The sequence below is a fragment of the Streptomyces sp. NPDC037054 genome, assembly GCF_055606745.1.
Genome location: NZ_JBVJSJ010000014.1, coordinates 37,909 through 64,194 on the forward strand (window position 1 = coordinate 37,909; position 26,286 = coordinate 64,194).

Sequence of the window (26,286 nt, forward strand, 5' to 3'; positions counted from 1 at the left end):
GCATGACCCTGGAGTGGGAGCAGGTCGTCGTGGACGCGGCCGATCCGGTGGAGCTGGGCCGCTGGTGGGCCCGGGCGCTCGGGTGGGTGGTGGTCGGCGAACACCCCGACGAGTTCGAGATCCGGCCCGCGCCGGACCGCCTGCCGGGGCTGCTGTTCGGCCGGGTGCCGGAGGGCAAGACCGTCAAGAACAGGCTGCACCTCGACTTCCGCCCGGTCGACCGGGACGCGGAGGTGGAGCGGCTGCTGGCCCTCGGCGCCCGTCGCGCGGACGTCGGCCGGCACGACGTGCCGTGGGTCGTGCTCCAGGACCCGGAGGGCAACGAGTTCTGCGTGCTGGGCCCGCGCGGCGGTTAGGCCGAGACCAGCACGGGCCGGCGGGCGGCCCTCTCGGGCGGCACGCTGCTCGCGGTGGCCCAGGGGTCAGCCCGTCTCGGGCGGGGTGCGGCAGTCGAGGGTGGTCAGGTCGACGGCGTCGGCCAGCGCCCGCATGCCCCGGTCGGTCAGGTGCAGGTGGTCGCCGCTGTCGTGGGCGGGCCGCAGCCGGTCCGGGTGGCGGGGGTCGCGCAGGGCGCGGTCGAAGTCGGCGACGGCGTCGAACAGCCCTCCCTCGCGGATCGTACGGTTGACCCGCTGGCGGACGGCCTCGCCCGCCGGGGTCCACTCCGGGAAGCCCTTGAACGGGGCCAGGGTGGCGCCGACGACGCACTTGCCCGCCGCGTGCGCGCGCGTGACGATCTCCTGGTAGCCGGCGACGAGTTCGGTCGCGGTGACGCCGGGCGCGAACTTGATGTCGTTGATCCCCTGGAACACGAACACGGTGCGCACGCCGGGCTGGGAGAGCACGTCGCGGCCCAGCCGGTCCAGTCCCCCGGGCGCCACGCCGTCCGACAGCACCTTGCCGCCCGCGATCCCCGCGTTGGCGACGCCCCGCACCGGCGACCCGGCGCGGCGCAGGCGCTCGGCGAGGAGGTCGGGCCAGCGGCGGTTGGCGTCGGACGTGGACCGCCAGCCGTCGGTGAGGGAGTCGCCGAGGACGGCCACGGCCCCGGTCCGGCGGGCGGGTCGTACGGTCACGGCGTCGAGGTGGAACCAGGAGCCGGTCGTCCGCCTCCAGTGGGCGCCGCTCTCCTCGGCGGTGTGGTCGCCCCGGGTCAGGTACGAGGTCTGCATGGCCAGCCAGTGACCGGTGGCCGGGCCGCCCGCGTCCGGCGAATGGATGCTGACCACGAGATCGCTCGCCGCGGGCACGGTGAGGCGCGCCGGGTCGCTCAGGGCGGCCCCGCCCGCGGGCACCGTGACGGAGGGCTCGCCGTCGAAGGTGAGGCGCCGGTTGGTGCCCCGGACCAGGTGTGCGCCCCGCTCGCGCAGACCGGCGTACACGCTGTCGAAGGTCACCGGCCGGTCGCCGTGCGCGTTGGAGAGCCTGACCCTCGGGTGGGTCCCGCCGACGCTGGTGTGCACGACGAGCCGGTAGCCGCGTCCGGCCACCCCCTCGGCGAGGCGGTGGGTGCCCGCCGCCCACGTGACGACGTCCCGGTCGTCGGCCGAGCCCTTGGTGAAGCCCTCGGCGGGGGCGCACTGCACGGTGGCGGCCAGCAGCAGGACGCCGGCCACCGCCCGGCATCCCCGTACGATCCGCGCCGTCCGTCTGCCCGAAGTGCCCGGGCCGGGACGCGCGGCCGCCACTCGGGCGGTCATCCGTCCTTCTTCTCCCACGTGTCTCTCACTGTCGACGACGAGTCCTGCTCGCGGGACGATGCCACAGACCGGTGGCCGGCCGCTGACGCGCGGGTCACGGCACGAGCACGTCGCACCGCTGTTCCCGTGCACGGGCCCGGTGTCCCGTCCGCTCTCCTCTGGTCCCCCGGCGCGGGGTGTGGAACCCTCGCCGACCAGTGCGCGTTCTCACACGGGGAGCGGGGACAGCCGCGCGGGGCGCGAGTGCGGCGGGGTGCGACTTCAGGGGGGCGGCAGGATGAGGGAGTTGGTTCCCGGGGGCAACGTGCCCCTGCCCGCAGGGGTGGTGACGGTCCGGGTGCCGGGTCCGTTCGACGTGTCCGCGCTCGTGACGGACGACGGCGGCAAGGTCCGTGACGACGGCGACTTCGTGTTCTACAACCAGCCGTCCGCGCCGGGAGTCGCCCTGCGCGGCGACACGCTCACGGTGGATCCGGCCGGGCTGCGTCCCGGCGCCACCCGCGTCACCGTCGCTGTCAGCCCGGCCGAGCCGGGCACACCGCTGAGCGCCCTGCCCCCGCCCGTCCCGCGGGTGACCGACGCCGGCGGCCGGCCGGTGGCCGCGTTCGCCGCGCCCCGGCCGGGCGAGGAGACGGTGCTGCTGCTGGCGGAGCTGTACCGGCGCGGTGACCGCTGGAAGCTGCGCGCCCTGGGGCAGGGGTACGCCGACGGACTGGCGGGCCTCGCCCGGGACTTCGGCGTGGACGTCACCGAGGACGCACCGACGCCGGACCCGGCGGCCCCCGTGTCGGGTCCGGCAGTCTTGGCGACAAGTCCGGCAGTCCCCGCGGCGGGGCCGGCGGGCCCCCTTCCGGCCGGGCCCGCCGGGAGCGGCCCGCGGGCGCCGGTGCCCGGCGCGAACGTCGACGGTTTCCTGGCCGAGGTCAACTCCGCCCGCGCCGCGGCCGGTTCACCGCCCGTCGCGCTCGACGCCCGCCTCACGTCCGCCGCCCGGGCCCACGCCCGGGCCATGGCCGACGCCGGCCGGCTGAGCATCGAGACCCGCGACGGCGTCTCCGTCCACCAACGGGTCGTCACCGCCGGGTACGCGTATCTCACCATCGGCGAGCACCTGGTGTCCGGGCCGCGCGGCCCGGCCGACTTCGTCGCGTACTGCCTGCGCACCGAAGGGGCCCGGCGCACCCTGCACGACACGGCGTACATCCACGCGGGTCTGGCGAGCGCCGCGCGGGGGCCGTCCGGCGACACCTTCTGGACCGCGCTGTGGGCGGCGCCGCTCACGCCGAACGGCCTGCGCCGGACCGTGAGCGACGTCGTCGGCCTGACCAACCGGGAGCGCGCCGCGGCCGGTCTGCCGCCCCTCACCGCCGACCCCCTCCTCACCACGGCCGCGCAGGCGCACAGCGCGGACATGGTGGCCCGCGACTTCTACGCGCACACCTCCCCCGACGGCCGCGGACCCCGGGACCGGGCCGCCGCCGCGGGCTCCTCGCGCCGCACGGTCGGGGAGAACATCGCGTGCGGCCAGCGCTCCCCCGCCGAGGTGGTGCGCGGCTGGATGAACAGCCCGGGGCACCGGGCCAACATCCTCCGACCGGACTTCACCCACATCGGCGTGGGCTTCGCCGGCGGGGGCCGCTCGGGCACGTACTGGACCCAGCTCTTCGGCGCCTGAGACCGACCCGCCCGGTGAAGGGCGTGACGGAACGGGGCGGTCCGGGACACGATGCCCCCATGAAGGGTGACCTCTTTTCCAGCGAGCACATGGTCCAGCCGGCGTCCGCGCCCGGCATGAGCGTCGAGAACGCCAAGTGCATCAGGTACGTGGTGAACGGCGAGATGCTCGCCAGGCAGGGCGCGATGGTCGCCCACCGCGGCAGTCTCCAGTTCGAACGCAAGGGCCAGGGCGTGGGCGGCATGCTCAAGCGCGCGGTCACCGGCGAAGGGCTGCCACTGATGGCGGTCCGCGGGCAGGGCGAGGCCTGGTTCGCGCACGAGGCGCAGAACTGCTTCGTCGTCGACGTCGAGCCCGGCGACGAGTTCACCGTCAACGGCCGCAACGTCCTGTGTTTCGACGCGTCGCTGTCGTACCGCATCTCGACGGTGAAGGGCGCCGGCATCACCGGGGGCGGCCTGTTCAACAGCGTGTTCAGCGGGCACGGCCGACTGGGCCTGGTGTGCGACGGGAACCCGCTGGTCATTCCGGTGTCGGCGCAGTACCCGGTCTACGTCGACACCGACGCGGTGGTGGGCTGGACGGCGGGACTCCAGACCTCGCTGCACCGGTCGCAGTCCATCGGGTCGATGCTGCGCGGCGGTTCCGGGGAGGCGGTGCAGCTGATGCTGTCCGGCGAGGGATACGTCGTGGTGCGCCCGAGCGAGGTGACCCCGCCGAAGGCGCAGCAGCATTGACAGACGCGTCAACGGCACGCGTCAACGGCATCGAGAGGTGCGTCACCGGCCCGCCCGGCCGGACCGGGGCCGAGTTGACCCGTGGCGGGCCACGGGCCAGGGTTCGAGGCGGCGCGTACGACCGCTCCGCGCCGGAAAGGTGACTGTCTTGATCGGCATTTCGGACGTCGAGGCCGCGGCCGGGCGGATCTCCGGACACGTCGTCCGCACCCCGACGGTGCCGAGCCCGGGTCTGTCCGCGCTGCTCGGCGTCCCGGTCACGGCGAAGCTGGAACTGCTCCAGCGGACCGGCTCGTTCAAGTCGCGCGGCGCCACGGCCAAGCTGCTGTCGCTGAGCGAGGCCGAGCGGGCCGCCGGTGTCGTCGCGGTCAGCGGCGGCAACCACGGCATCGCCGTCGCGGAGATGGCCGCCGCGCTGCACGTGAAGGCGACGGTGGTCATGCCGCGATCGGCGCCCTCCCGAGCCGTGCGGATCGCGGAGGCCGCCGGCGCGTCGGTGCGGCTGACCGACGGCATGGACAGCGCGTTCGCGCTCGTCACGCGGCTGCGCGACGAGGGCCTCACGCTGGTCCACCCCTTCGACGACCCCGTGGTGATCGCGGCCCAGGGCACCGTCGGCCTGGAGTTCGCGGAGGACGCCGGGAAGCTCACCGACGTCCTGGTCAGCATCGGGGGCGGCGGGCTGATCGCCGGTGTCGCGGCGGCGCTGCGCGCCCGTCGGCCGGCGTTGCGGGTGTGGGGCGTGGAGACCGAGGGCGCCGAGGCGATGTCGCGGGCGCTGGAGGCGGGCGGCCCCGTACCGGTCGAGCTGTCGTCCGTCGTGTCGACGCTCAGCGCCCCGGCGGTCTCCCAGCTCACGTACGACCATGTGGCCGAGCTGGTCACCGAGGTGCTGGTCGTGCCGGACCGGGAGGCCGTTCAGGGGTCCCTCGAGCTGGCCGAGCACGCCAAGGTGTGGACCGAGCCGGCGGCCGGCTGTCTGCTGCCCGCCGCGCGGCGCGTCGTGGAGCGGGTCGGTCCCGAGGCACGGATCGGGCTGGTGGTGTGCGGCGGGAACGTGTCGACCGCCGACATGGCGGGCTGGGCGGAGCGCTTCGACCTGCGCTGAGCGCGGCGCCACCGCCCCATGGGTCCGGGCGCGGTGGCGCCACCTCCCGTTCTCGGGCGCAGCGGCGCGAAGTCGCCCGTCCGCTCGCGCCTTTTGAAGGAAAGCCAAAAGCCGCCCGAAGTGTGGGAACCGTTGAACGCACCGGCCCCCGCCCGCCGTACCTGAGGGAAATACGACAGCCAGGGCGGTGCAACGAAGGATGGCCATGGGCAGGGCTGACGTCTTCACGCGCGAGGTGGTCGCCGAGCGGTACCGCCTCGTCGAAATGGTTCACCGGGAAGCGAACCGCGTCTGCTGGCGCGCCGAGGACATCACGGCGGGCCACCGTCCGTGCCTCGTCACGCAAACCGGGCTGCCCGACGATCCGGACGGGGAGACGGGACGCCGGCTGGCCTCCCGGGTGATCCGCACCTCGGAGACCGTCGAGCTGCTGTGCCCCGGCCGGGTGGCCACCGTACTGGACGCCTTCGCCGACTACGGCGCCCTGTGGACGGTCACCGAGTGGCCGCCCGGCACGCCGCTGGGCGAACTGCTCGCCCGGCAGGGCGCGTTCAACTACGTGCGGGCGGCGCGGATCGGTCTCGAACTGCTCGACGTGCTCGACGCGGCGCACGGCGAGGGCATCACGCACGGCGAACTGAGCCCCGGTCAGGTGTTCGTCGGTGCCGAGGGGTCCGTCGTCGTCACGGGCTTCGGACTGGCCGGCGCGACGCTGGTGCCGAGGGTCGCGGCACCGTCGTACGCCTCCCCGGAGCAGGCCCGCGACGAGCGCGTGGGGCCGGCCGCCGACCTGTGGGCGCTGGGAGCCCTGCTCTACACGATGGTGGAGGGACGGCCCCCGTTCCGTGACCGGGGCCGCCCGGAGGCGACCCTGAAGGCGGTGGACCGGCTGCCGCTGCGGTCGCCGCTGCGCGCCGGGCCGCTGACCCAGGTCGTGCAGGGGCTGCTGCGCAAGGACTCGCGGGAGCGGCTGACCCGCCCGGTGGTGCGCGCGGCCCTGACCCGCGTACGCCACGAGGACACGGGCCCGGCACCGCGCCCCGCGCCGAGCCCCCGGCTGCGCGGGGTGTACGCGGCGGCCCGGGACGCGGGCCGCGCCTGGAGCCGGCGGACGACGGTCGCCGGGACCGCGCTGGCCGTCGTCACCGTCGCGGTCGCCGTCATCGCCGCCGCCCAAGGGCTGCCCGGCACCGGCGGCTCCGGGCAGGCCGCGCAGCCACGCCCTTCCGCCGCCGCGACCGGCCCCCGGCCGGGCCCGACGGCCCCCGCGGCGCCTCCCGGCGGCGAGGCCGACGACCGGCCCTCCCCGCCGTCGGAGTCCACCCCGGCGACGCCCGCGACGCCCACGGCGCCCGGCGGCCCGCCCGAGGGATTCCGCACGTATCGCGCCCCGGAGGGGTTCTCCCTGGACATGCCCGAGGACTGGGAGCCGGTCAGCACGACGCGCGTGGACGACGTGGCGTACCGCGTCGTCCTCGGCTCCGAGGGCGACCCGCGCACCCTCGCCGTCACCTACAGCGAGCGGGTCGGCCCGGACCCGGTGGCCGTGTGGCGCGACGACGTGGAACCGGACCTGCGGAAGACGGGCGACTACCGGCGCGTCGGCGCCATCCGCGCGACCGGCTACCGGGGCTACGACGCCGCAGACATCCAGTGGCTCGCCGGAAAGGGCCCGGACCGGGTGCGCACCTTCGGCCGGGGTTTCGTGATCGGCGGCGGGCGCGGCTACTCGCTGCGCTGGACGACGCCCGCCGCCGACTGGGACGACGCGGTCAACCGGAAGGTGCTGGACACGGTGCTGCGCACCTTCCGCCCGCCGTCCGGCTGAGCGGCGGCCGCGTGCCGTTTCCCCCGGCCGGGGTCCGGGGACTCGGCGCGCATGGTGCAAATCGGATACACGATGATGACCGAGCAGGCCGGCCCCCGCGAGCTCGTCGACCACGTGGTGCGGGCCGAGGACGTGGGCTTCGACTTCTCCGTGACCTCGGACCACTACTTCCCGTGGCTGCGCTCCCAGGGCCACTCCCCGTACGCCTGGAGCGTGCTGGGCGCCGCGGCGCAGGCCACCTCGCGCATCCCGCTGATGACGTACGTGACCTGCCCGACTATCCGCTACCACCCGGCGGTCGTGGCGCAGAAGGCGGCGACGCTCCAGCTGCTGTCCGAAGGGCGGTTCCGGCTCGGGCTCGGCTCGGGCGAGAACCTCAACGAGCACGTCGTCGGTGGCGGCTGGCCGTCCGTCGACGTCCGGCACGAGATGCTCGAGGAGGCCGTGGAGATCATCCGGGCGCTGTTCGGGGGCGGGCACGTCAACCACCGCGGCACGCACTTCGACGTGGAGTCGGCCCGGCTGTGGGACCTGCCGGACCCGCCGCCGCCCCTCGGCATCGCCGTGTCCGGGGAGGCCTCCTGCGCCCTGGCGGGCCGGCTCGCGGACCTGGTGATCGCCACCGAGCCGAAGCCCGGACTGCTCGATGCGTTCGACCGGAACGGCGGCGAGGGCAAGCCGCGCGTCGGTCAGCTGCCCGTCTGCTACGACCCCGACCGCGACACGGCGGTCAAGCGGGCCCACTCCCAGTTCCGCTGGTTCGGCAGCGGCTGGAAGGTCAACTCCGAGCTGCCGCACCCGGATTCCTTCGAGGCCGCCACGCAGTTCGTCACGGAGGACGATGTCGCCGCCTCGATCCCGTGCGGCGACGATCCGGAGGCCTTCGTGGAGGCGGTCCGCCCGTACGCGGAGGCCGGGTTCACGGAGATCGCGCTGGTGCAGATCGGCGGTGAGTCGCAGCCGGCGTTCCTGGACTGGTCGGACAAGACACTGCTGCCGGCCCTGCGGGACGCCTTCGCCTGACGCGACCACGGCGCCGGACCTCGGCACGAAACGGCGTCGGCCGCTCTGGCACGGACGGCCGACGCCCGGGATTGCGCACGGCCTCGCTGCGGGCGCGCGAGGAAATCCTGCGCGCGCATGAGCATTTCCGCCCGGTAGCGGGTACTGGGTGGGTCCCAGTCCGTACTCCGGGGAGGGCCCGCGATGAACTCCTTCGTGCACAAGACCCTGGTCGCGCAGCTCCAGGCGGGCGAGGCGGACCGCTTTCCGGTGCTCGCCCACCTGACCTACGACGCCGCCGACCCGTTCGCCGTCACCGTCGTGTTCAGCCACGACGGACGGGTGCTCGCCGACTGGCGGCTGGACCGGCAGATGCTCTGCGAGGGTCTGCACCGGCCGGTCGGCGTGGGCGACGTGCGGCTGCGCCCCGTCTCGCAGGGCGTCTGGGAGGAAGTGCGGATGGAACTCCTCGGCGACGTGCGTCCCGACGGCAGCCGCCAGCACGCCATGGTGTTCTGGTGGGCGGCGGCGCTGTCGGCGTTCCTGCGCCGCACCCACGAGATCGTCCCGCCGGGCCGGGAGCGGGTCCGTGTCGACGACTTCCTCGCGGACCTGCTCGCGGGCAGCTGAGACGCGCGGGCGTCGCGGCCGGCGCGCTGCCGGCCGCGACGCCGGTCGGTCACCGCGTCGTGTAGCGGTGGCGGGTCCACAGCGGCAGGGCGAACCAGCACAGCAGGTACCACAGCACCACGCCCGTGACGAGCCAGGGCACCGCGCCGTCGTCGGTGGCGACCCGCAGGATCAGCAGCAGCGAGGCCGTCGTCGTGGCCAGCAGCAGCACGAGTCCGACGAACGTCAGCCGGGAGGCCCAGGTGACGGCCTGGGGCTTGACCCGGCGCCCGGAGACCAGGCGGTGCAGGGACACCGGTCCGATCAGCGCGCCGGTGGCCGCCGCGCCCAGCACGACGGTGACGATGTAGATCGTCTTGTCGGTGTCGTCCAGCGTGGCGTACTTCGGCGTGAACACCACGGTGAGCAGGAAGCCGAACAGGATCTGCACGCCCATCTGGGCCACGCGGACCTCCTGGATGAGCTCCTGCCACATCCGGTCCGCCCGCTCCTCCTCGGTCTCGTTGCGGCCCCTGCGCATACCGCCCCCTTGCGCGTCCGTCACATTGCCTCCCGGGTCCGGCGAGCTGACTGTGTGCTCTCCCGCGAGTTCCCCGAAGGCGCGGAACGTGTCCTGCCGGGGGCCGGTTTGATTCGCGGGGCCGGGGTTACACGGGCCGCTGACGCGAGGACGCCGAGCCGAGGAGGTCGTGGGCGATGCCCGGCACACAGCTCACCGTGACGCTGAGCCCCGAGGGCGGCGCCGCCGACGCGAAGACGGTCGTCAGGGCCCTGGAGAGCGCCTTCGGCGCTCCGGACGAGGTGCCGACCGACGACCGGGCGACGGTCCACACCGCCACCTTCGCCGCGGACCCGGAGGCGCGGACGCCCGGCGCGGCCGGGGCGGCGCCGGGCGGAGCGGAACGCCTGTCGGCGCCCGTGACGGTCACGGTGCAGGGCACCCCGGACGCCGTGCGCAGGGCGAGCGAGACGCTCGCCGGCGCGTTCACGGCGCATGACCAGGGAGCCGCGTCCGGCGACCAGGAGCAGGAACGGCAACTGCTCCTGGAGCCGTGACGCGTAACGCCTGCCGCGCGGTGCGCGGTGACTACCAGCGGCTCTCCACCTGGTCCTTGATCCGCCGCTCGTACAGCTCAGTGATCGCGGCGAGCGTCTCCGGCGGCAGCGCGGGCAGCTTCGCGGCGGCGGCGTTGGCGCGGGCCTGCTCGGGCGAGCGGGCGCCCGGGATGACGGTGGTCACGCCGGGCTGCTCGATGATCCACCGCAGCGCCAGCTGGGCCGGAGTGCAGCCCTCCGGCGCGAGGGCGGCGAACTCGGCCGCGGCCTCGACACCGGTCTCGTAGTCGACGCCGGAGAAGGTCTCGCCCTGGTCGAAGGCCTCGCCGCGCCGGTTGTAGGTGCGGTGGTCGTTCGCGGCGAAGACGGTGTCCTTGGTGTACTTGCCCGACAGCAGGCCCGAGGCGAGCGGCACCCGGGCGATGATGCCGACGCCGGCCTCGCGCGCGGCCGGGAGCACCTCGCGCAGCGGCTTCATGCGGAACGGGTTGAGGATGATCTGCACGCTCGCCACGTTCGGCCGGGCGATGGCGGTCAGTGCCTCGGCGCAGGTCTCGACGCTGACGCCGTAGGCGGCGATGCGCTCCTCCTCGACCAGGGTGTCGAGGGCGTCGAACACCTCGTCCGTGGAGTACACGGGGGTGGGCGGGCAGTGCAGCTGTACGAGGTCGATGCGGTCGACGCCGAGGTTGCGCCGCGAACGGTCGTTCCAGGCGCGGAAGTTGTCGAGGACGTAGTTCTCGGGGATCTGGTCGACGCGGCGGCCCATCTTGGTGGCGACCATCACGTGCTGGTCGGGCCGTCCGCTGAGGAAGGCGGCGATGGTCTGCTCGCTGCGGCCGTCGCCGTAGACGTCGGCGGTGTCGAAGAAGGTGACGCCGGACTCGGCGGCGGCCTCCAGTACCGCGAGGGCGTCCTTGTCGTCGACGTCTCCCCAGTCGGCTCCCAGTTGCCAGGTGCCGAGTCCGACGACGGATGCGTGCTGACCTGACCTGTCGAAAGTGCGCTCGTCCATGGCGTCAGTCTGTCACCCGGTGCGCGAGGGCGTGGAACCGCTCCCGCCGACGGGCCCGGCGGCGCCCTCTCCCGGGGGAACGGCCCCGCCGCCCGAGGCCAGTGTCCGCGCGTGCACGGTGCGGGCGAGTCTCGGTCCGAGCCAGCGCTTGAGGCGGCGCAGCGCCTCCAGTTGTCCGGCGGCCCGGTCGACGCGGTAGTAGAGCTGCGGCGGGACGTGCGGCAGCAGGGGCGAGTGGCGCTGGCCGAGGAGGGCGAACATGCGCTCCGGGGGCAGGTCGATGTACCGCGTCAGGTTCTCGTACCACTGGGCGCTGTAGCGGGCCGCGCTCTGCACGGGCAGCAGGGCCGTCATCCGTTCGCGTTCGTAGGCGGCGAGGGCGCCCGGCAGCGTGGCGTGGTCGCGGAGGGCGCCGGCGAGGGCGACGGCGTCCTGGAGGGCGAGGGTGGTGCCGGCACCGATGGAGTAGTGGGTGGTGTGGGCGGCGTCGCCGATGAGGACGAGGTTGCCGCGGTGCCAGGTGCGGTTGGTGAGGGTGCGGAAGGTGAGCCACTGGGCGCGGATGTCGCCGGAGCGGGCGATGAGGGGATGGCCGTCGAGGACGTCGGCGAACAGCTTCTCCAGCAGGGCCAGTCCGTCGTCCTCGGGGGCGCGGTCGAGGCCGAGGCCGGTCCAGGTGTCGGGGGCGCATTCGACGACGCAGGTGCTGCGGTCGGGGCCGTAGCCGTAGCCGTAGCACCAGATCCAGCCGTGCTCGGTCTCGACGAAGGCGAAGGTGAAGGCGTCGAAGACCTTGCTGGTGCCGAGCCAGATGTAGCGGTTGCGGCCGGTGGAGGCGCGGGTGCCGAAGTGGTCGGCGTGGCGGGTGCGCAGCGCGCTGTGCACGCCGTCGGCGGCGACGACGAGGTCGGCGTCGGCGGGCAGGTCGCCGGGGCCGGTGGGGCGCTCGTACGCGACGCGCACGCCGAGGGAGCGGGCGCGGGCGGCGAGCAGTTCGAGCAGGCGGTGGCGGCCGATGCCGAAGCCCTCGTCACCGCTGTGACGTGTCGTCAGGTCCCGTACGCGGGCAACGCCGTCGCTCCAGCGGACGGAGTTCTCGGCGAGGGCGCGGGCCGACTCGGGGTCGTGGGCGCGGAGTTCGTCGAGCAGTCCGCGCCAGTAGGTGACGCCCCAGCCGTAGGTGGAGCCCTCGGGGTCGCGCTCGTGGACGGTGATGTCGTGGGAGGGGTCCTGCCGCTTGAGCAGGATGGCCAGGTACAGCCCGGCGGGGCCGCCGCCGACACAGACAACCTTCACATATGCCCCCAGAAAGCCTCAATGCGGTTATTTGGGAACGCAGGCTAACAGCAGCGGAGTTCGCCGACCGGCAGGCGGGGGCGGCGATTCGAGCGCCGGGCCACGGGTACCCGCGCCGGACCCGTTCGCAGGACAACGACGAAGGAGGGATGTGCTGTGTCGCAGGTCGAGGAATCCATCGAGGTCGGCGTGCCGGTGCACACCGCCTACAACCAGTGGACCCAGTTCGAGACGTTCCCCGAGTTCATGGCGGGGGTGGAGCGCATCGAGCAGCGCAGCGACACCCTCACGCACTGGGTGACGAACGTGAACGGTGTCCACCGGGAGTTCGACGCGGAGATCACGGAGCAGATCCCGGACGAGCGGGTCGCCTGGACGACGGTCTCCGGGGAGGCGAAGCAGGCGGGGGTCGTCACCTTCCACCGCCTGGACGACAGTCACACCAAGGTGATGCTGCAGATGGACTTCCAGCCCGGCAACGTCACCGAGAAGGTCGGTGACACGCTGGGATTCGTGAAGCGGCAGACCAAGGACGACCTGGAGCGCTTCAAGCGGTTCATCGAGCAGCGCGGTCAGGAGACCGGTGGCTGGCGCGGCGTGGTCGTCTGACCGGCCGGACCGGTCAGGCGTCCGCCGTCCGGCACTCCGGGTGGCCCCAGCCCTGCGCGTTCTTGGCGATGGGCTCGCCGGCCGCGTAGCCCCGGCCGCACAGGCAGCGGCCCGGGAACTTCGCCTTGATGGTGCGCGAGGAACCCGCGCCGCCGCCGCGCGGCTTGGCCGCGGACGGCCGGCGGCGCGGGCTCTTCGCCGGGGCGTCCGGGGCGGGCGGCGGCTCCGGGGAGCCGAGGGCGCTGCCCGCGGGCTCCTGGACGGTGGCCGCCTGGCTCGCGGCGCGGTCGGCGAAGTCGTTGAGCCGGTCGCCGTCGACCTGGTGGGCGGGCACGTAGCGGAACTCCACGGAGCGCCCGTCGAGCAGTTCGTCGATGCGGACGACGAGGTCCTGGTTGGCGACCGGCTTGCCGGCGGCCGTCTTCCAGCCGTTGCGCTTCCAGCCGGGCAGCCAGGTGGTGACGGCCTTCATGGCGTACTGGGAGTCCATCCGGATCTCCAGCGGCACGTCCGGGTCGATCGCGGTGAGCAGCCGCTCCAGGGCGGTGAGTTCGGCGACGTTGTTGGTGGCCCGGCCGAGCGGTCCCGCCTCCCAGCGGTCCGGGGTCTCGGTACGGTCGGCGACGACCCAGGCCCAGCCGGCCGGGCCGGGATTTCCCTTCGAAGCCCCGTCGCACGCGGCCACCACACGTTCACGCATGTCCCCGATCATGCCATGTGCGGGCGGGGCGTCCGGCCGCGGGCGGTCGGTCCTCAGCCGACGTCGGTGGTCTTCGGCACCTCGCCCTCGGTCCTCGTGATGTCGAGGACGGAGAAGTGCGCGCCCTGCGGGTCGCTGAGGGACGCGAACCGCCCGAACGGCGTGTCCATCGGTCCGAACAGCAGCACGCCGCCGAGCTCCGTGGCCCTCGCGACGGCCGCGTCGCAGTCCTCGGCGGTGAAGTAGACGTTGATGTACGGGCGCACCTCCGGCGGGAAGTCGTCGCCCATCTTCATGCGGCCCAGGACGCTGCGGTCGCCGAGGTCGAAGATCCGGAAGTCGACGGCGTCGTCCTGCATCTGCTTCGCCCGGTACGGGAAGAGGGACGCCCAGAACGGGTCGGACTTCTCGGGCTCCCGGGTGAAGACCTCCGCCCAGCAGTACGCGCCGGGCTCGGCCATCGCGTCGAAGCCCTCGTGCCGGCCGGCCTGCCACAGGCCGAAGACGACGCCACTGGGGTCGCGGGCCAGGCACATGGTGCCGTAGTCGCCGACCTCCATGGGCTCCATCAGCACCTCCCCGCCGCTCTCGCGGACGCGGGCGGCGGTGGCCGCGGCGTCCCGCGTCGCGAAGTACAGGCACCACTGCGAGTGCCCCTCCTGGCCCGACATCGGCGGTACGACGGCGGCGACCGCCTTCCCGTCGGCGTATGCCTCGGTGTAGTTGCCGTACTCCGACGACGCCTCGCCGAAGGTCCAGCCGAGGACGCCGCCGTAGAACCGCTTGGCCCCCTCGACGTCACCGAACATCGCGTCGGCCCAGCACGGGGCCCCTTCGGGTTGTACCGCCATGGCTACTCTCCCTCGTACGCCTTCTCCAGTTCGGCGATGTCGAGCTTGCCCATGGACATCATCGCCTTGGTCGCGCGGCCTGTCTTCTCCTGGTCCGGGCCGCCGATCATCTCCAGCAGCCGGGTGGGCACGACCTGCCAGGACAGTCCGAACTTGTCCTTGAGCCAGCCGCAGGGGCCGGGCTCTCCGCCGTCCTCGGTGAGCCTGCTCCAGTAGTGGTCGACCTCCGCCTGGTCGTCGCAGAGGATCTGGAACGAGACGGCCTCGCTGAAGGTGAACTGCGGGCCGCCGTTGAGCGCGACGAACCGCTGGCCGTTGGCCGTGAATTCCACGGTGAGCACGCTCCCGGCCGGGCGCGGGGCTCCCTCGCCGTAGTGGGTGGTGCCGCCGAGGCGGGAGTTCTTGAACAGGGACACGTAGTAGTGGGCGGCTTCCTCGGCCCGGTCGTCGAACCAGAGGCATGTGGTGAATCCGTCGGTGGTCATGCCGGCCTCCTGAGGGCTGGGCGTTGGTGTTCGGTCATCTGTGTCGACCGGCCGGCACGGCGGAACTCATCGGCCGGCGGCCGAACAATCCGGATGTACCGGCCACCGGCACCCCTGCGTGGTCCCGGGCGAGGGCCGCCCCGGCGGCTCTGCCCGTGGCGAATCTGCCGCGGGCAGAGAGCGCCCCGGACGGGTACGCGCCGGGCCGAGAGTGGAGACGCGGCGCCGATCACGGCGGCGCGACCAGCCTCGACGACTCGACAAGGAGCGCCGATGTCTCCATTCACGGCCGGCCCGGTGCCGGTGCCGCCGCCTCGGGCGCAGGAGGGCGACACCCCGCCGACCCGGTTCGACGACCATCTCGCCGCCCAACTGCTCGCCCAGCGCATCGTGCTGCTCGGCACACAGGTGGACGAGGTGTCCGCCAACCGGGTCTGCGCCCAGCTGCTGATCCTTTCGGCGGAGGACCCGCGCACCGACATCGGCCTGTACATCAACAGCCCCGGTGGCTCGGTGCACGCGGGCCTGGCCATCTACGACACGATGCGGCTCATTCCGAACGACGTCTCCACGCTCGCGATGGGATTCGCCGCCAGCATGGGCCAGTTCCTGCTCAGCGTCGGCGCGCCCGGCAAGCGGTACGCCCTGCCGAACGCGCGCATCATGATGCACCAGCCGTCCGCGGGCATCGGCGGCACCACGGCCGACGTCGAGATCCAGGCGGAGAACCTGGAGTTCACCAAGCGGACCATCGAGCGGATCACCGCCGAGCACACCGGGCAGAGCCCGGAGACCATCTCCCGGGACGGCGACCGGGACCGCTGGTTCACGGCCGAGGAGGCGAGGGAGTACGGCATGGTGGACCGGGTCGTGGAGTCCCTCACGGACGTCCGCCCGGCCTCCTCACGACGCAGGATGGGGCTGTAGGCATGGGGACGTACACGATTCCGAACGTCGTCGAGCGCACCCCGCAGGGCGAGCGGTCCTACGATGTGTTCAGCCGGCTGCTGTCGGAGCGGATCATCTTCCTCGGCACGGAGATCGACGACGGCGTGGCCAACGTCGTCATCGCCCAACTGCTGCACCTGGAGTCGGCGGCGCCGGAGAACGAGATCGCGATCTACATCAACTCCCCCGGCGGCTCGTTCACCTCGCTCATGGCGATCTACGACACGATGACGTTCGTGCGGGCGCCGATCTCCACGTTCTGCGTGGGCCAGGCGGCGTCGACGGCGGCCGTGCTGCTGGCGGGCGGGGACCCGGGGCGGCGGTTCGTGCTGGAGCACGCTCGGGTGCTGCTCGGGCAGCCGGCCAGCGGCGGCCGGCAGGGCACGGTGTCCGACCTGGCGCTCCAGGCGAAGGAGTTGGTGCGGATCCGCTCCCAGGTGGAGGAGGTGCTGTCGCGGCACACGCACCACGACGTGGCGACGCTGCGCGCGGACATGGACCGCGACAAGGTGTTCACCGCCGAGGAGGCGGTGGCGTACGGCCTGGCCGACGAGGTGCTGAGCCGGCGCCTGATGACGGTCTGAGGCGCCGGCCCGGGCCGGACGTCAGGCGGCCAGGCAGAGTCCGCCGTGGCGCGGGGCGGACGCGGCGCGGCTGCCGGACGTCCGCACCGCGGTGATCCTGGCCAGTTCGCCGTGGGCCCGCGACAGCAGGTCGCCGAGGCCGAGTCCGAGGGCGCGGGCGGCGGCCGCGAGAACCTCCGAGGAGGCCTCCTTGCGGCCCCGCTCCACCTCCGACAGATACGGCATGGAGATGCGGGCGGCGTCGGCGACGTCCTTGAGCGTGCGTTCCTGGGCCAGGCGTTCCTGGCGCAGGACGTCGCCCACCAGGTCGCGCCAGAGGGGTTCCTTCGGGGCGGGAGCCGACGGCAGGTGACGCGGTGCGGGAGACCTCTGCTCGGGCGACCCGGCCTCGGGGGCGGCGGCCGGGCGCAGCGGGATGACGCGGGCGTGGTTCGTCGCTTGGTTGCTCACCCCTCAAGCCTAGGAGTCCGGCCCGGCGGGGGAAGGGTCCGGCGTTCCGCCCTGGGTGAATCGAGGCGCCGGGCACGCCCGGTTTCGCACCGCCCGCGAAAAGCGGGGGGCATGCGCGGGCGAACCGGGGGTACGCGGACTGGGGGAAGGACCCAGGCAGACGTCATGCCGAGACTTTTCGTGGGGAGAGGCAATGGACACCGCCGTGATCCGGCCGGAGGTACGAGGCGTCGAGGAGACCGCCGGGACCAGGACGCAGGACGGGATGCTGCCGGGAGTCGACGACCCGCGGACCGTGGCACCGCGTGACGCGCGGGAGCTGTCCCGCCAGTTCTTCCGTCGGCTGACGGAGCTGGAGGAGGGCACGTACGAGTACCAGTACGCGCGCAACACCCTGATCGAGATGAACATGTCCCTCGTGCGGTTCGCGGCGGGCAGGTTCCGGGGCCGCGGCGACGACATGGAGGACATCGTCCAGACCGGCATGATCGGCCTGATCAAGGCGATCGACCGGTTCGACCTGTCGCGAGAGGTGGAGTTCACGTCGTTCGCGCTCCCGTACATCGTGGGCGAGATCAAGCGCTTCTTCCGTGACACGACGTGGGCCGTGCACGTGCCGCGCCGGCTCCAGGAGCTGCGCGTCGAGCTCGCCAAGGCGCGCGAGGAACTCGCCAGCCGGCTGGACCGCGAGCCGACGGTCGCCGAGCTGGCCACGCTGCTGAACATCGCCGAGAACGAGGTCGTGGAGGCGCAGATCGCCGCCAACGGCTACAACTCGTCGTCGCTGGACGCCGCGCTGACCGGCGACGGGCCGGAGAACGGCGAGGCCGTGCTGGCCGACTTCATCGGCGTCGAGGAGGACGGGCTGCGGCTCGTGGAGGACTTCCACTCGCTGGCACCCCTGATGGCCGAGCTCAGCGAGCGGGACCGGCAGATCATCCACATGCGGTTCGTGGAGGAGGCGACGCAGGCGGAGATCGGTGAGCGGCTCGGCTGCTCGCAGATGCATGTGTCGCGGCTGATCAAGCGGCTGATCACACGGTTGCGCGAGGGGATGCTGGGCGAGCTGGGCTGCGCCTGAGGGAGAGGACCGCGTCGGGCGGGGCCGCCGTCGGCGTGCGGCTGCGCCCGGCGCTCTCGCATGCCCGGAAAAAACTCGCCGGAAAAACCCGGAAAGACTCGCCGGGGAAAAGCCGGAAAGATTCGCCGGAAAAAGGGTCCGACCGCCCCTCGCCCGACGCCCTTGCGCCGACGCCCTCGCCGGCGGTGTTCAGCCCGCGAGTTCCAGCGTGGCCCGCACCCGCTTGCCCACCGGCACCCGCTCGACGGCGACCTGCTGGGTGAGCGCGTGGACGATCTCCAGGCCGTGCATGCCGATGCGCTCGGGATCGCGAGGGAACCGCCGCGGCAGCGCCGCGCTGCTGTCGTAGACGTAGACGGTCACCGCCGCGTCGGTGCCCTCCAGCTCCAGGATGTACGGGCCGTTGCTGTGCCGGTCCGCGTTGGTGACCAGCTCGCTGACGACCAGGAGCACCGCGCCCTCGGTCCGCTCGTCGATCGCGGCGCACCACTCGGTCCTGAGCTGCTCCAGGAACTGGGCAGCGAAGGTCCGCGCCTCGGCGATGCATCCGGGTTCTCCGGTGTAGTGCGCCGCCCGCCGAAGCGGTTCCACGGGCACGTCGAAACCAGTCGGTATCACTGTCCCGCCCACGTGCTGGGTCATGCGTTTCTCTCTCGGAAGCCGGCCAGGCCGGACACTGCTGCAACTCTGCTCGTACCCCGTGCGGGCCCGCGCAGTCCCCACCGCGCGGCCGAGCCTGTCACCAAGGGCATCTTCCCATCCGTTCGGGGCACCCGGCACAGCACCGGGACCGGGTCCGGCCGGCACTGCCGGGGCGGTGCGCGCGGGCGCGCCGACCGGCGGGAAGGGCGTGGGATGGACGATTTCATGGCCGCGCGGAGCCTGGCGACGCGCCCGGCGGTGACGCTGGGCGGGGACGCCGTCGCGCACGTCAAGGAAGTGGTCTTCGACGGCCGGGCCGAGCGGATCGCCGGGTTCACGCTGAGCGGTCTGGGCCTGCTCTCGGGCCCGCTCCAGCACGGTCTGCCGTGGTCGGCGGTGCACTCCCTCGGGCACGACGCGGTCATGATCCGCGATCCGCGCCGGCTGGTGCGCGCGGACGTCGTCGCGGCCTACGGCGGTCCCCTGCGGGGCCGGCTCGTCGGCGCGCGGGTCCGCACCGACGACGGCGACGAGGTCGGCACGGTGCTCGACGTGATCGTGGTGGGCGGCGCGAGCGGCCGGGTGGCGGGGTTCCGGGTCGCGGGGTCGCGGGCGCTGCCGCTGCTGTCCGGACGCCGCTGCCGCCGGATGTACCTGCCGCGGGGCGGCACGGTCGCCGTGGCCGGCCGGACCCTCGTGGTCGAGTCCGAGGTGACCCGATTCATGGCGGACGACCTGTCCGGCTTCGCGGTGCGCGCGGGCGCGTTCCGGCAGTCCCGGAAGGCCTCGCCGCCGTGATGCTCTTCTCGCAGGTCGGCGGTCTGCCCGTGACCGGCCCGGACGAGCACGCCGAGGTGGGCGTCCTGCGGGCGCTGACCGTCGACGCCGCCGCCGGCACCGTCACGCACCTGCGCGTCCGTACGGGCCCGCTCGGGCAGAAGGCCGTGCCGTGGCCGGCGCTGCGGTCCTTCGGGCCCGACGCGGTGGTCGTCGGCGCGCTCCCCTCCCCCGGCCCCGTGCCGCCGCACCACGACATCCTGGACCGGCGGATCCTCACCGACACCGGTGACCGGCACGGCGTGGTCCTGGACGTCGCGTTCGACGAGGTCACCGGGCGCCTTGAGGCGGTCTTCACGACGTTCGGCGAGGTGTCGCCGGGCCGGCTGCTCGGGCTCGGCGACTACGCCCTGGTCGTCCTCGCGGGCTGAGCGGTCACAGCGCCGGGGAGTCCGCCGGCTGCTCCTGGACGGAGCCGGGCGCCGACTCCGGCTGCGGCGGCGTGTCCGGCGCGGGCGCCGAGCCGGCCGGCGAGTCCGCGGGCGGCGGCTCCTCGGCCGTCCGCGGGCCCGGCGACTCGGGCTCGGAGGCGGGGGGTTCGGGTGGGGGCGCGGGGGGATCGGACGCGGGCGGCTCGGAGGTCGTCGCGTCGTCCGGCCGGGAGGTCCGGTCGTCCGGCGAGGACGGCGACGACGGGGTGGTGATGCTCGCCGACGGGGTGGGCCGGTCGGCCGGGGGCTCGGTCTCGCGGTCCTTGTGGCCGGTGTCGCCCTTGTGCCGGGTGAACCAGGTGCCGTTCTCCGCGTCGTGGACGACGAAGGCCTTGACGGGCTTCTTCGCCGGCGAGACGGCGACGACGCCCGCGGGGTCGTACGACGGCCAGGTGTCGCCGGTCCGGCGCGGGGTGCCCTGCTGGGCGACGGGCGGGGCCAGCGGGTTGCCGCAGGCGCAGCGGACGCGGGGTTCGCCGCGGTCGTCGATCAGCACGGCGGTGCCCGCCTGGAGGACGGCCTGGTAGCCGGTGGCGGCGCCGTCGCGGTAGCCGTGGTTGGTGACACGGGTGTCCATGCGCAGTTGTACGGGGGTGAGGGAGCGCAGGTAGGACGGCACGTCGGCGGGCGCGACGCGGGCCACCGAGGCGAACGCCCGGTTCTTGGCCGGGTCCGCGCCCAGGGCCTTGATCTGCTTCTCGACGTCGCAGCTGGCGGCGTTGCGCGTGCCGCCGTAGAGACCCGGTGCCCCGCCGTCCACGCCGCGCACCGCGTTGCGGGACGGCGACTGGGTCGTCGGGGACGGGGTGACGGGCGGCGCCGAGTCGTCCTTCGCCGTCGAAGCGGTGAACGGGTCGGGTCCGGAACTGCCCGCTGCCTGGAGGAAGATCTCGCCGCCGGCCTCGCCCGAGCCGCCGCCGGGGCGGCTGAACATGACGGCGACGAGCACGGCGGCGACGACGACCGCGGCGATCGTCGCCACCCGGGGCACGGACCGCCACCAGGACCTGCCGGGTTCGGGCGGCTCGCGCCGGGCGCCGCCCGACGGGGGCGGTGGCGGTCCGGAGGGCGGCTGCGACGGCGGGCCGGACGACGGGGGCGGCGCCGAGGGCGGTCCGGACGACGGCTGCTCCGGGCCCCGGGATGGACCGGACAGCGGGCCGGAGGGCGGGCCTGTGGGGCGGCCGGATGACGGCGGTTCGGCGCTCATCGAGCTCTTCTTCCCGCGGGGGATCCGAGCGGCTTCGTATGCGACCGAAAGGGAGATGTGCGCAATACGTGCCGTTTTATTCACAACACCCTCATTGTGTGCTCTTCTCCCGTCCCGTCCGCAAGCCGACGCGGACGGCGGAGCCCGGCGGGCGCGCCTCCCGAGGGCTGCCTAGCGTGGCAGCGTGAGCTCACGAACCCCCTCCGATCAGGCCGTCTCCGCCCGTCACGGCTGGGTGCAGGCCCTCGTCACCGTGCTGGCCGGGCTGGTCGCCATGGCCGTGGTCGCGGCGCTGGGGCTGTGGGCGGCCGGCGCCACCGGCCTTCCGGACGGCGCCTTCTGGCGGGTCGTCGCGGCGACCGTCGTCACGGCGGTCGGCGGTGGCGTGGAGATGTCCGGGAACGCCGGCGGGCTCGCCGACACCGACGTCGGGCTGACCGTCGTCCCGTTGTCCGTCACGCTGACCGGCGCGCTCGTCGTCGGCGCCGGGTTCCTCCGTCCGCTGCGGCACCGCGCGGTCGCGGGCGCCCGGGAACTCGCGGGGTGGGCCGGGCGGATCGCCGCCCTGTGGTTCGTGGCGCTGCTCGCCCTGGCCCTCGCCGCGCGGCACACCTTCGAGGTGTCGCTCGGCGAGGGGGCGCCGGCGGACGTCGCGGAGTTGTTCGGGGTGTCGCCCCGGGTCGGCTTCCGCGCCGACGCGCCGGTGACGCTGCTGTTCGGTCTGCTGTGGCTGGCCGGCGTGCTGGTGCTGGCGATGCTGGTGGCGCCCGGCGCGCCGCTGCCCGGCCGGCTGCTGCGGTTCGCGGATGCGGTGCGGCCGGCGGCGTACGCGATGGTCGTGCTGCTGCTGGCGTACGTGGTGATCGGGGTGGTCGTCGGTCTGATCGTCGCGGCGACGCGGGGGCACGCGGCGGAGACCTTCGCGGTGCTGCTGCTCGGCCTGCCGAACCTGGTGTGGCTCGCGCTGACGCTCGGTCTGGGTGCCACCTGGGAGGGCAGGGTCGAGGGCCCCTTCGGGCTGCCGATGCCGCGGGTGCTGGACGAGGTGCTGCGCGTGCCCGGCGTCGCCACGATCGACGTGGGCACGCTCGCCGAACGGGACGGCCGGGCGTGGTGGCTGGTGGTCGTCGCCGCGGTGCTGGTCGTCGGCGCCGCGTTCCTCATGGCGACGCGGTCGCCGGCCCGGACGCGGCTGTGGCAGCACGCGGTGCACATGGCCGTCGCGCTCGCCCTCACGGTGCTCATGGTGTGCCTCGTCGGCCGGATCTCCGCGCGGTACGGCCTGTCCGTCCTCGGCATCGGCGACCTGGGCGGCGATCTCGCCGGTGACCTGTTCCTGCGGCCCCGGCTGTGGACGGCGGTGGGTCTGGCCCTGCTGTGGGGCCTGGTCGCCGGTTTCCTGGGCGGCCTGCTGGCGCGTCCGGTGCGGCGCCGGGGCGAGACGGTTTCCTAGGATCCCTGGGGCCGGAAGACCGGCTCGGCCCAGCGTGGCGGTCGGGCCGGGCGGTCGGCCGCCGCCGCGACCCTGAGGTCGACCCGGGTCGCGGGATGGTCCGTCGCCGCGGCCCCGGTCAGGGCGGTGCGCAGGGCGGCGACGAAGGCCAGGCAGGAGTCGTGGCGGTCGTCGGGGCGTTTGGCGAGGGCCCCGGCGAACACCGCGTCGACCTGCCGGGCGAGCTCGGGCCGGGCGGCCGTCAGCGGCGGCGGCTCGTCGTACTGGTGGGCCCACAGCAGGGCCATGTCGTCGTCACGGCGGAACGGCGGGTGCCCGGCGAGGGTCTCGTACACGACGCAGGCGAAGCCGTACACGTCGCAGCGGGCATCGACCGGGCGGCCGGAGATCTGCTCGGGCGCCACGTAGTCGAGGGTGCCGACGAACTGGCCGACCGTGGTGAAGCCGGTCAGGGACAGGGACTTCTTGGTCAGGCCGAAATCGGTGAGGTAGACGTGCTCGGGGTGGTCGCTGTCGGTGCCCTGCGACACGAGGATGTTGCCCGGCTTCACGTCCCGGTGGACCAGGCCGTGGGCGTGGGCCGCGTCGAGCGCGGAGGCGACCTGCGCGGCGATGCGCACGGCGGTCGCGGCGGGCAACGGGCCCTGCCGGTCGAGCAGATGACGCAGGTCGCTGCCGGCGACGTAACGCATGGCGATGTACAGGACGCCGTCCGTCTCCCCCGCCTCGAAGACGGGCACGATGTGCGGGTGGTCGATGGCGGCGGCGACCCGGGACTCGTGGGTGAAGCGGCGCCGGAAGGTGTCGTTGCGGGCGAGTTCCGGCGCGAGCAGCTTGAGGGCGACGGTCCGGTCGAGCCTGAGGTCGCGGGCGCGGTAGACGACGGCCATGCCGCCGCGGCCGATCTCGTCCTCGATGCGGTACGCCGCGATCTGCCGGCCGACCAGTTCGGAGGGCCGGCCGGAGAACGCGCCGGTGCCGTCGGTCATCGGCGGTCCCCGTCGGGCGCCACGACGCGCGTGGGGGCGTGGCCCTGGTCGGCGGCGGCCACGGGCGCGCCGTCCGGCGACTCGGCCCGGAGCGGCTCGTCGGCGGCGTAGGTGGCCAGGCGGGTGCCGTCGGCGTACACCCAGCGGCCGTGGTCGCTGTCGTACAGCCATACGGACTCCCCGTCGACGACGACGCCGACGCGCAGTCCGCGGGTGCGGGCCCGGAAGGCCTCGCCGTCCAGGGCGCCCGAGGCGAGGTCCTCGACGGCGGCGGCGTAGCGGGCCAGGGCCTGTCCGGCGCGGGCGAGGAGCGGGCGCGGGTCGGCGGTGCGGGTGAGCGGGCTCTCGGCGGCGGGCGGGTCCTGCGGTACGGCGATCAGGAAGCGGCCGTCGACCCACGCGGACCAGCCGTTGGAGCACAGGACGTTCGCCCAGTCGCCGCGCCGCTCCAGGAGCTGGACGGGCAGCAGCGGGTCGAGGGGCACGGTGGGCCGGGCCGGGTCGGGGGCGTCCCAGGCGGCCGTGCCGTCCGGCGGGACGACGTGCGTGGGCCGGAAGCCGGGGGTCGTCATGGGCGCCTACTTCCGCATCACGGCGGGTTCGTGGCGCCGCAGCAGCCGGGAGACCAGGAAGGCGAGGGCGGCCGACAGCACGAGCAGCATGCCCACGTTGAGCAGCCAGACCCCGGCGGAGTGCCGGAACAACGGGTCGGCGGTCAGGTCGCCGGGGACGATCCGCGCGAGTCCGACGGTGCCGGCCATCGCCCCGAGCGCCCACCGCGACGGGATCAGCCACGACAGCTGTTCGAGGCCCGGCACGCCGTCCAGTTTCAGCAGGGCGCCGCAGAACACCACCTGGACGATGGCGAGGAGGACGAGCAGCGGCATCGTGACCTCCTCCTTGCGCACCAGCGCGGACACCAGCAGGCCGAGCATCATCGCCGTGAACGCGAGCAGCGCGACGGCGACGATGATCTCCACGAGCGGGGGCAGCAGCACGCCTTCCCCGCCGGGGGCGTTGAGATCCACGCCGAGCAGGGCGACGAGGGTGAGCACCACGGCCTGGAGCACGGTGACGGTGCCGAGGACGACGACCTTGGACATCAGGTACGCGGATCTGGACAGGCCGACGGCTCTCTCCCGCTGGTAGATCACCCGTTCCTTGACGAGTTCGCGCACGGCGTTGGCCGCGCCGGTGAGCACGCCGCCGACGCAGAGGATCAGCAGCGCGTTCATCGCCGTCTCCCGCGTCAGGCTGCCGCCCGCCAGGGCCCGGGCCATGGCGCCCATGACGAACGGCAGCGCGATCATGATGGCGAGGAAGGTGCGGTCGGCGCCGAGCGCCGCGGCGTAGCGGCGCACCAGGGTGCGCAGCTGGGCGGTGCGGCTGCGGGGCCGGGGCGGGGCGGTGATGACGACGGGTCCGGAGCGCGGCAGCGCGGGCTGGGCGGAGGCGTCGGCGACGTACCGGCGGTGTTCCGGGGCGTGGCGGAAGTCGCCGGCCCAGTCGCGGTCGGCGTCCCGTTCGAAGGCCTCGAAGGCCTCCGGCCACTGTTCGAAGCCGAAGAACTCCAGCGCCTCGTCGGGCGGCCCGTAGTAGGCGACCTTGCCGCCGGGGGCGAGGACGAGGAGCCGGTCGCAGACGTCGAGGCTGAGGACGCTGTGGGTGACGACGATGACGGTGCGGCCGTCGTCGGCGAGGCCGCGCAGCATGTGCATCACCGAGCGGTCCATGCCGGGGTCGAGGCCGGAGGTCGGTTCGTCGAGGAAGAGCAGGGACGGCTTGGTGAGCAGTTCCAGGGCGACGCTGACGCGCTTGCGCTGTCCGCCGGAGAGGCTGTGCACGGGCTGCTCGGCACGCTGTTCCAGGCCGAGTTCGCGGATCACCTCGTCGACCCGGGCGCGGCGCTCGGCCTTGGCGGTGTCCTGCGGGAAGCGCAGTTCGGCGGAGTAGGTGAGGGCGCTGCGGACGGTGAGCTGGGCGTGCAGGATGTCGTCCTGCGGGACGAGTCCGATGCGCTGGCGCAGCTCGGCGTAGTCGCGGTAGAGGTCGCGGCCGTCGTAGACGACGGTGCCGTGGTCGGCGGGCCGCTGTCCGGTGAGGGCGCCGAGCAGCGTGGACTTGCCGGCGCCGCTCGGGCCGACCACGGCGAGCAGGCACTTCTCCCCCACCGGGAACGACACGTGGTCGAGCAGCATCTTGCGCCCGTGGTCCACGGCGACGGTGAGGTCCTGGACGTCGAGAGAGATCTCGCCGGTGTCGACGTACTCCTGGAGGGTGTCGCCGACGAGGCAGAACGCCGAGTGGCCGATGCCGACGATGTCGCCGGGGCCGATGGGGGCGGCGGTGACGGGCCGGCCGTTGAGGTAGGTGCCGTTGTGGCTGCCGAGGTCGGCGATCTCGTAGCCGCCGTCGGGGAGGGCGCGCAGTTCGGCGTGGCGGCGGGAGACGACGAGGTCGTCCACGACGAGGTCGTTGTCGGGGGCGCGGCCGATGCGGACGGTACGGGTGGGCAGCGGCCGTACGGTGGTGGGCTGCCGGTAGGTCCCGGTGCCCGCCGGGTTGGAGACGGCGGAGGGGCGCTCGGGCGGCGGCCGGGTGCGGCCGAGGAGGACGGCGCGGGGGCCGTCGGCGGGGCTGCCGAAGCGGATGACGCTGCCGGGGCCGACGTCCCGGGCGTCCACGCGGCGGCCGTCGGCGTAGGTGCCGTTGGTGCTGTGTTCGTCCTCGAGGGTCCAGTGGCCGTTCTCGGGGCGCAGCACGGCGTGGTGCCAGGAGACCCGGGCGTCGTCGATGACGATGTCGCTCAGTGGGTCGCGTCCGACGTGGTAGTCACGGCCCGGGGTCATCACCGTGGAGCCCGTTTCGGTCTCCAGGACGAGTTCGGGCGGGATCGGCGCGGACGGCCGCTCTGCCATGACTGGATTCTACCGATTGGCCCAGAGGTGCGCCTGGGCTGCGCGGGGGCC

28 protein-coding genes are annotated in these 26,286 nt (G+C 73.8%); 15 read left to right on the forward strand and 13 right to left on the reverse strand.

Features of this window, described 5'->3' with window-relative positions; translation table 11 throughout:
• The first annotated feature begins 2 nt into the window (after window positions 1-2).
• A complete protein-coding gene (locus ACZ7D7_RS28475) occupies window positions 3-356 on the forward strand; it encodes a VOC family protein (protein ID WP_470827964.1) in 354 nt (117 codons plus the stop codon).
• A 66-nt stretch (window positions 357-422) separates the two neighbouring features.
• Here ACZ7D7_RS28475 and ACZ7D7_RS28480 read toward each other — a convergent pair whose 3' ends face one another.
• Window positions 423-1,700, reverse strand: a complete 1,278-nt coding sequence (locus ACZ7D7_RS28480; protein WP_470827965.1) for an SGNH/GDSL hydrolase family protein — start codon at window positions 1,698-1,700, stop codon at window positions 423-425.
• Between the two features lie 277 nt (window positions 1,701-1,977).
• Between ACZ7D7_RS28480 and ACZ7D7_RS28485 the strand changes: the two genes are divergently transcribed.
• The 6 genes from ACZ7D7_RS28485 to ACZ7D7_RS28510 all read left to right on the forward strand — a co-directional run bounded on the left by ACZ7D7_RS28485 (window position 1,978) and on the right by ACZ7D7_RS28510 (window position 8,680).
• Entirely contained in the window at window positions 1,978-3,375 is a 1,398-nt protein-coding gene (locus ACZ7D7_RS28485; protein ID WP_470827967.1) for a CAP domain-containing protein, read from the forward strand.
• 59 nt (window positions 3,376-3,434) lie between these two features.
• Window positions 3,435-4,112 (forward strand): AIM24 family protein, encoded by a 678-nt coding sequence (locus ACZ7D7_RS28490; protein ID WP_470827968.1) that lies wholly within the window; start codon window positions 3,435-3,437, stop codon window positions 4,110-4,112.
• A gap of 148 nt (window positions 4,113-4,260) precedes the next feature.
• Window positions 4,261-5,220, forward strand: a complete 960-nt coding sequence (locus tag ACZ7D7_RS28495) for a threonine/serine dehydratase (protein WP_470827969.1) — start codon at window positions 4,261-4,263, stop codon at window positions 5,218-5,220.
• Between the two features lie 199 nt (window positions 5,221-5,419).
• Entirely contained in the window at window positions 5,420-7,048 is a 1,629-nt protein-coding gene (locus tag ACZ7D7_RS28500) for a serine/threonine-protein kinase (RefSeq protein ID WP_470828197.1), read from the forward strand.
• Between the two features lie 51 nt (window positions 7,049-7,099).
• Window positions 7,100-8,071: an LLM class F420-dependent oxidoreductase gene (locus ACZ7D7_RS28505; RefSeq protein WP_470827970.1), complete on the forward strand. Its 972-nt coding sequence runs from the start codon at window positions 7,100-7,102 to the stop codon at window positions 8,069-8,071.
• Window positions 8,072-8,254: 183 nt separating this feature from the next.
• Window positions 8,255-8,680, forward strand: a complete 426-nt coding sequence (locus tag ACZ7D7_RS28510) for an SsgA family sporulation/cell division regulator (RefSeq protein WP_470827971.1) — start codon at window positions 8,255-8,257, stop codon at window positions 8,678-8,680.
• Between the two features lie 49 nt (window positions 8,681-8,729).
• Here the strand turns inward: ACZ7D7_RS28510 and ACZ7D7_RS28515 are convergent, their stop codons facing one another.
• On the reverse strand, window positions 8,730-9,200 hold the full coding sequence (locus ACZ7D7_RS28515) for a DUF6328 family protein (protein ID WP_470827973.1): 471 nt from the start codon (window positions 9,198-9,200) through the stop codon (window positions 8,730-8,732).
• A gap of 176 nt (window positions 9,201-9,376) precedes the next feature.
• On the opposite strand from ACZ7D7_RS28515, the gene ACZ7D7_RS28520 reads away from it, so the two are divergent.
• Window positions 9,377-9,736, forward strand: coding sequence for a hypothetical protein (locus tag ACZ7D7_RS28520; protein ID WP_470827975.1), 360 nt, complete (start codon window positions 9,377-9,379; stop codon window positions 9,734-9,736).
• A gap of 31 nt (window positions 9,737-9,767) precedes the next feature.
• Here ACZ7D7_RS28520 and ACZ7D7_RS28525 read toward each other — a convergent pair whose 3' ends face one another.
• Together ACZ7D7_RS28525 and ACZ7D7_RS28530 are read right to left on the reverse strand one after the other, a co-directional pair.
• Window positions 9,768-10,751 (reverse strand): aldo/keto reductase, encoded by a 984-nt coding sequence (locus ACZ7D7_RS28525; protein ID WP_470827976.1) that lies wholly within the window; start codon window positions 10,749-10,751, stop codon window positions 9,768-9,770.
• A 12-nt stretch (window positions 10,752-10,763) separates the two neighbouring features.
• Complete coding sequence (locus tag ACZ7D7_RS28530) at window positions 10,764-12,047, reverse strand: FAD-dependent monooxygenase (protein WP_470827977.1); 1,284 nt, start codon at window positions 12,045-12,047, stop codon at window positions 10,764-10,766.
• 156 nt (window positions 12,048-12,203) lie between these two features.
• On the opposite strand from ACZ7D7_RS28530, the gene ACZ7D7_RS28535 reads away from it, so the two are divergent.
• On the forward strand, window positions 12,204-12,656 hold the full coding sequence (locus tag ACZ7D7_RS28535) for an SRPBCC family protein (RefSeq protein ID WP_470827979.1): 453 nt from the start codon (window positions 12,204-12,206) through the stop codon (window positions 12,654-12,656).
• A gap of 13 nt (window positions 12,657-12,669) precedes the next feature.
• Here the strand turns inward: ACZ7D7_RS28535 and ACZ7D7_RS28540 are convergent, their stop codons facing one another.
• Genes ACZ7D7_RS28540 through ACZ7D7_RS28550 form a run of 3 tightly spaced genes read right to left on the reverse strand, consistent with a single transcriptional unit; the run spans window position 12,670 to window position 14,692 of the window.
• Entirely contained in the window at window positions 12,670-13,368 is a 699-nt protein-coding gene (locus ACZ7D7_RS28540) for a ribonuclease H family protein (RefSeq protein WP_470827981.1), read from the reverse strand.
• A gap of 41 nt (window positions 13,369-13,409) precedes the next feature.
• Window positions 13,410-14,207 carry a VOC family protein gene (locus tag ACZ7D7_RS28545; RefSeq protein ID WP_470827982.1) on the reverse strand — a complete coding sequence of 266 codons (798 nt, stop codon included), beginning with the start codon at window positions 14,205-14,207 and terminating at the stop codon, window positions 13,410-13,412.
• 2 nt (window positions 14,208-14,209) lie between these two features.
• A complete protein-coding gene (locus ACZ7D7_RS28550; RefSeq protein WP_470827983.1) occupies window positions 14,210-14,692 on the reverse strand; it encodes a VOC family protein in 483 nt (160 codons plus the stop codon).
• A 273-nt stretch (window positions 14,693-14,965) separates the two neighbouring features.
• On the opposite strand from ACZ7D7_RS28550, the gene ACZ7D7_RS28555 reads away from it, so the two are divergent.
• Both ACZ7D7_RS28555 and ACZ7D7_RS28560 read left to right on the forward strand, forming a co-directional pair.
• Window positions 14,966-15,619 carry an ATP-dependent Clp protease proteolytic subunit gene (locus ACZ7D7_RS28555; RefSeq protein WP_470827984.1) on the forward strand — a complete coding sequence of 218 codons (654 nt, stop codon included), beginning with the start codon at window positions 14,966-14,968 and terminating at the stop codon, window positions 15,617-15,619.
• A gap of 2 nt (window positions 15,620-15,621) precedes the next feature.
• Entirely contained in the window at window positions 15,622-16,224 is a 603-nt protein-coding gene (locus tag ACZ7D7_RS28560; RefSeq protein WP_470827985.1) for a ClpP family protease, read from the forward strand.
• Window positions 16,225-16,245: 21 nt separating this feature from the next.
• Here ACZ7D7_RS28560 and ACZ7D7_RS28565 read toward each other — a convergent pair whose 3' ends face one another.
• Window positions 16,246-16,674, reverse strand: coding sequence for a helix-turn-helix domain-containing protein (locus ACZ7D7_RS28565; protein WP_470827987.1), 429 nt, complete (start codon window positions 16,672-16,674; stop codon window positions 16,246-16,248).
• 193 nt (window positions 16,675-16,867) lie between these two features.
• Between ACZ7D7_RS28565 and ACZ7D7_RS28570 the strand changes: the two genes are divergently transcribed.
• Entirely contained in the window at window positions 16,868-17,755 is an 888-nt protein-coding gene (locus tag ACZ7D7_RS28570) for an RNA polymerase sigma factor SigF (protein WP_470827988.1), read from the forward strand.
• A gap of 189 nt (window positions 17,756-17,944) precedes the next feature.
• Here the strand turns inward: ACZ7D7_RS28570 and ACZ7D7_RS28575 are convergent, their stop codons facing one another.
• A complete protein-coding gene (locus ACZ7D7_RS28575) occupies window positions 17,945-18,397 on the reverse strand; it encodes an ATP-binding protein (RefSeq protein ID WP_470827989.1) in 453 nt (150 codons plus the stop codon).
• Between the two features lie 225 nt (window positions 18,398-18,622).
• Here ACZ7D7_RS28575 and ACZ7D7_RS28580 point away from each other — a divergent pair, with 225 nt between their 5' ends.
• Entirely contained in the window at window positions 18,623-19,195 is a 573-nt protein-coding gene (locus ACZ7D7_RS28580) for a PRC-barrel domain-containing protein (protein WP_470827991.1), read from the forward strand.
• The gene (locus tag ACZ7D7_RS28585; protein WP_470828198.1) at window positions 19,195-19,605 is read left to right on the forward strand and encodes a hypothetical protein; all 411 of its coding nucleotides are present in this window, start codon (window positions 19,195-19,197) and stop codon (window positions 19,603-19,605) included. The genes ACZ7D7_RS28580 and ACZ7D7_RS28585 overlap by 1 nt, the downstream gene beginning before the upstream one ends.
• Before the next feature lie 4 nt (window positions 19,606-19,609).
• On the opposite strand, the gene ACZ7D7_RS28590 is transcribed toward ACZ7D7_RS28585, so the two are convergent.
• Complete coding sequence (locus ACZ7D7_RS28590; RefSeq protein WP_470827993.1) at window positions 19,610-20,875, reverse strand: DUF6777 domain-containing protein; 1,266 nt, start codon at window positions 20,873-20,875, stop codon at window positions 19,610-19,612.
• Window positions 20,876-21,059: 184 nt separating this feature from the next.
• Between ACZ7D7_RS28590 and ACZ7D7_RS28595 the strand changes: the two genes are divergently transcribed.
• Window positions 21,060-22,328 (forward strand): streptophobe family protein, encoded by a 1,269-nt coding sequence (locus ACZ7D7_RS28595; protein ID WP_470827994.1) that lies wholly within the window; start codon window positions 21,060-21,062, stop codon window positions 22,326-22,328.
• On the opposite strand, the gene ACZ7D7_RS28600 is transcribed toward ACZ7D7_RS28595, so the two are convergent.
• The 3 genes from ACZ7D7_RS28600 to ACZ7D7_RS28610 are packed head-to-tail and all read right to left on the reverse strand — an operon-like array spanning window position 22,325 to window position 26,235.
• Window positions 22,325-23,317, reverse strand: coding sequence for a serine/threonine-protein kinase (locus ACZ7D7_RS28600; protein ID WP_470827995.1), 993 nt, complete (start codon window positions 23,315-23,317; stop codon window positions 22,325-22,327). The two genes, ACZ7D7_RS28595 and ACZ7D7_RS28600, sit on opposite strands and share 4 nt — an antisense overlap.
• A complete protein-coding gene (locus ACZ7D7_RS28605) occupies window positions 23,314-23,889 on the reverse strand; it encodes an SH3 domain-containing protein (RefSeq protein WP_470827996.1) in 576 nt (191 codons plus the stop codon). The genes ACZ7D7_RS28600 and ACZ7D7_RS28605 overlap by 4 nt, the downstream gene beginning before the upstream one ends.
• A 6-nt stretch (window positions 23,890-23,895) precedes the next feature.
• Entirely contained in the window at window positions 23,896-26,235 is a 2,340-nt protein-coding gene (locus tag ACZ7D7_RS28610) for an ABC transporter ATP-binding protein/permease (protein WP_470827997.1), read from the reverse strand.
• Window positions 26,236-26,286 lie beyond the last annotated feature (51 nt).

Coding starts and splice junctions, on each gene's coding strand:
- ACZ7D7_RS28510 (WP_470827971.1), top strand. CDS start 8,255: ATGAACTCCTTCGTGCACAAGACCCTGGTCGCGCAGCTCCAGGCGGGC.
- ACZ7D7_RS28475 (WP_470827964.1), top strand. CDS start 3: ATGACCCTGGAGTGGGAGCAGGTCGTCGTGGACGCGGCCGATCCGGTG.
- ACZ7D7_RS28515 (WP_470827973.1), bottom strand. CDS start 9,200: ATGCGCAGGGGCCGCAACGAGACCGAGGAGGAGCGGGCGGACCGGATG.
- ACZ7D7_RS28525 (WP_470827976.1), bottom strand. CDS start 10,751: ATGGACGAGCGCACTTTCGACAGGTCAGGTCAGCACGCATCCGTCGTC.
- ACZ7D7_RS28550 (WP_470827983.1), bottom strand. CDS start 14,692: ATGACCACCGACGGATTCACCACATGCCTCTGGTTCGACGACCGGGCC.
- ACZ7D7_RS28560 (WP_470827985.1), top strand. CDS start 15,622: ATGGGGACGTACACGATTCCGAACGTCGTCGAGCGCACCCCGCAGGGC.
- ACZ7D7_RS28555 (WP_470827984.1), top strand. CDS start 14,966: ATGTCTCCATTCACGGCCGGCCCGGTGCCGGTGCCGCCGCCTCGGGCG.
- ACZ7D7_RS28580 (WP_470827991.1), top strand. CDS start 18,623: ATGGCCGCGCGGAGCCTGGCGACGCGCCCGGCGGTGACGCTGGGCGGG.
- ACZ7D7_RS28545 (WP_470827982.1), bottom strand. CDS start 14,207: ATGGCGGTACAACCCGAAGGGGCCCCGTGCTGGGCCGACGCGATGTTC.
- ACZ7D7_RS28570 (WP_470827988.1), top strand. CDS start 16,868: ATGGACACCGCCGTGATCCGGCCGGAGGTACGAGGCGTCGAGGAGACC.
- ACZ7D7_RS28500 (WP_470828197.1), top strand. CDS start 5,420: ATGGCCATGGGCAGGGCTGACGTCTTCACGCGCGAGGTGGTCGCCGAG.
- ACZ7D7_RS28485 (WP_470827967.1), top strand. CDS start 1,978: ATGAGGGAGTTGGTTCCCGGGGGCAACGTGCCCCTGCCCGCAGGGGTG.
- ACZ7D7_RS28600 (WP_470827995.1), bottom strand. CDS start 23,317: ATGACCGACGGCACCGGCGCGTTCTCCGGCCGGCCCTCCGAACTGGTC.
- ACZ7D7_RS28575 (WP_470827989.1), bottom strand. CDS start 18,397: ATGACCCAGCACGTGGGCGGGACAGTGATACCGACTGGTTTCGACGTG.
- ACZ7D7_RS28520 (WP_470827975.1), top strand. CDS start 9,377: ATGCCCGGCACACAGCTCACCGTGACGCTGAGCCCCGAGGGCGGCGCC.
- ACZ7D7_RS28480 (WP_470827965.1), bottom strand. CDS start 1,700: ATGACCGCCCGAGTGGCGGCCGCGCGTCCCGGCCCGGGCACTTCGGGC.
- ACZ7D7_RS28610 (WP_470827997.1), bottom strand. CDS start 26,235: ATGGCAGAGCGGCCGTCCGCGCCGATCCCGCCCGAACTCGTCCTGGAG.
- ACZ7D7_RS28585 (WP_470828198.1), top strand. CDS start 19,195: ATGCTCTTCTCGCAGGTCGGCGGTCTGCCCGTGACCGGCCCGGACGAG.
- ACZ7D7_RS28505 (WP_470827970.1), top strand. CDS start 7,100: ATGGTGCAAATCGGATACACGATGATGACCGAGCAGGCCGGCCCCCGC.
- ACZ7D7_RS28540 (WP_470827981.1), bottom strand. CDS start 13,368: ATGATCGGGGACATGCGTGAACGTGTGGTGGCCGCGTGCGACGGGGCT.
- ACZ7D7_RS28590 (WP_470827993.1), bottom strand. CDS start 20,875: ATGAGCGCCGAACCGCCGTCATCCGGCCGCCCCACAGGCCCGCCCTCC.
- ACZ7D7_RS28605 (WP_470827996.1), bottom strand. CDS start 23,889: ATGACGACCCCCGGCTTCCGGCCCACGCACGTCGTCCCGCCGGACGGC.
- ACZ7D7_RS28490 (WP_470827968.1), top strand. CDS start 3,435: ATGAAGGGTGACCTCTTTTCCAGCGAGCACATGGTCCAGCCGGCGTCC.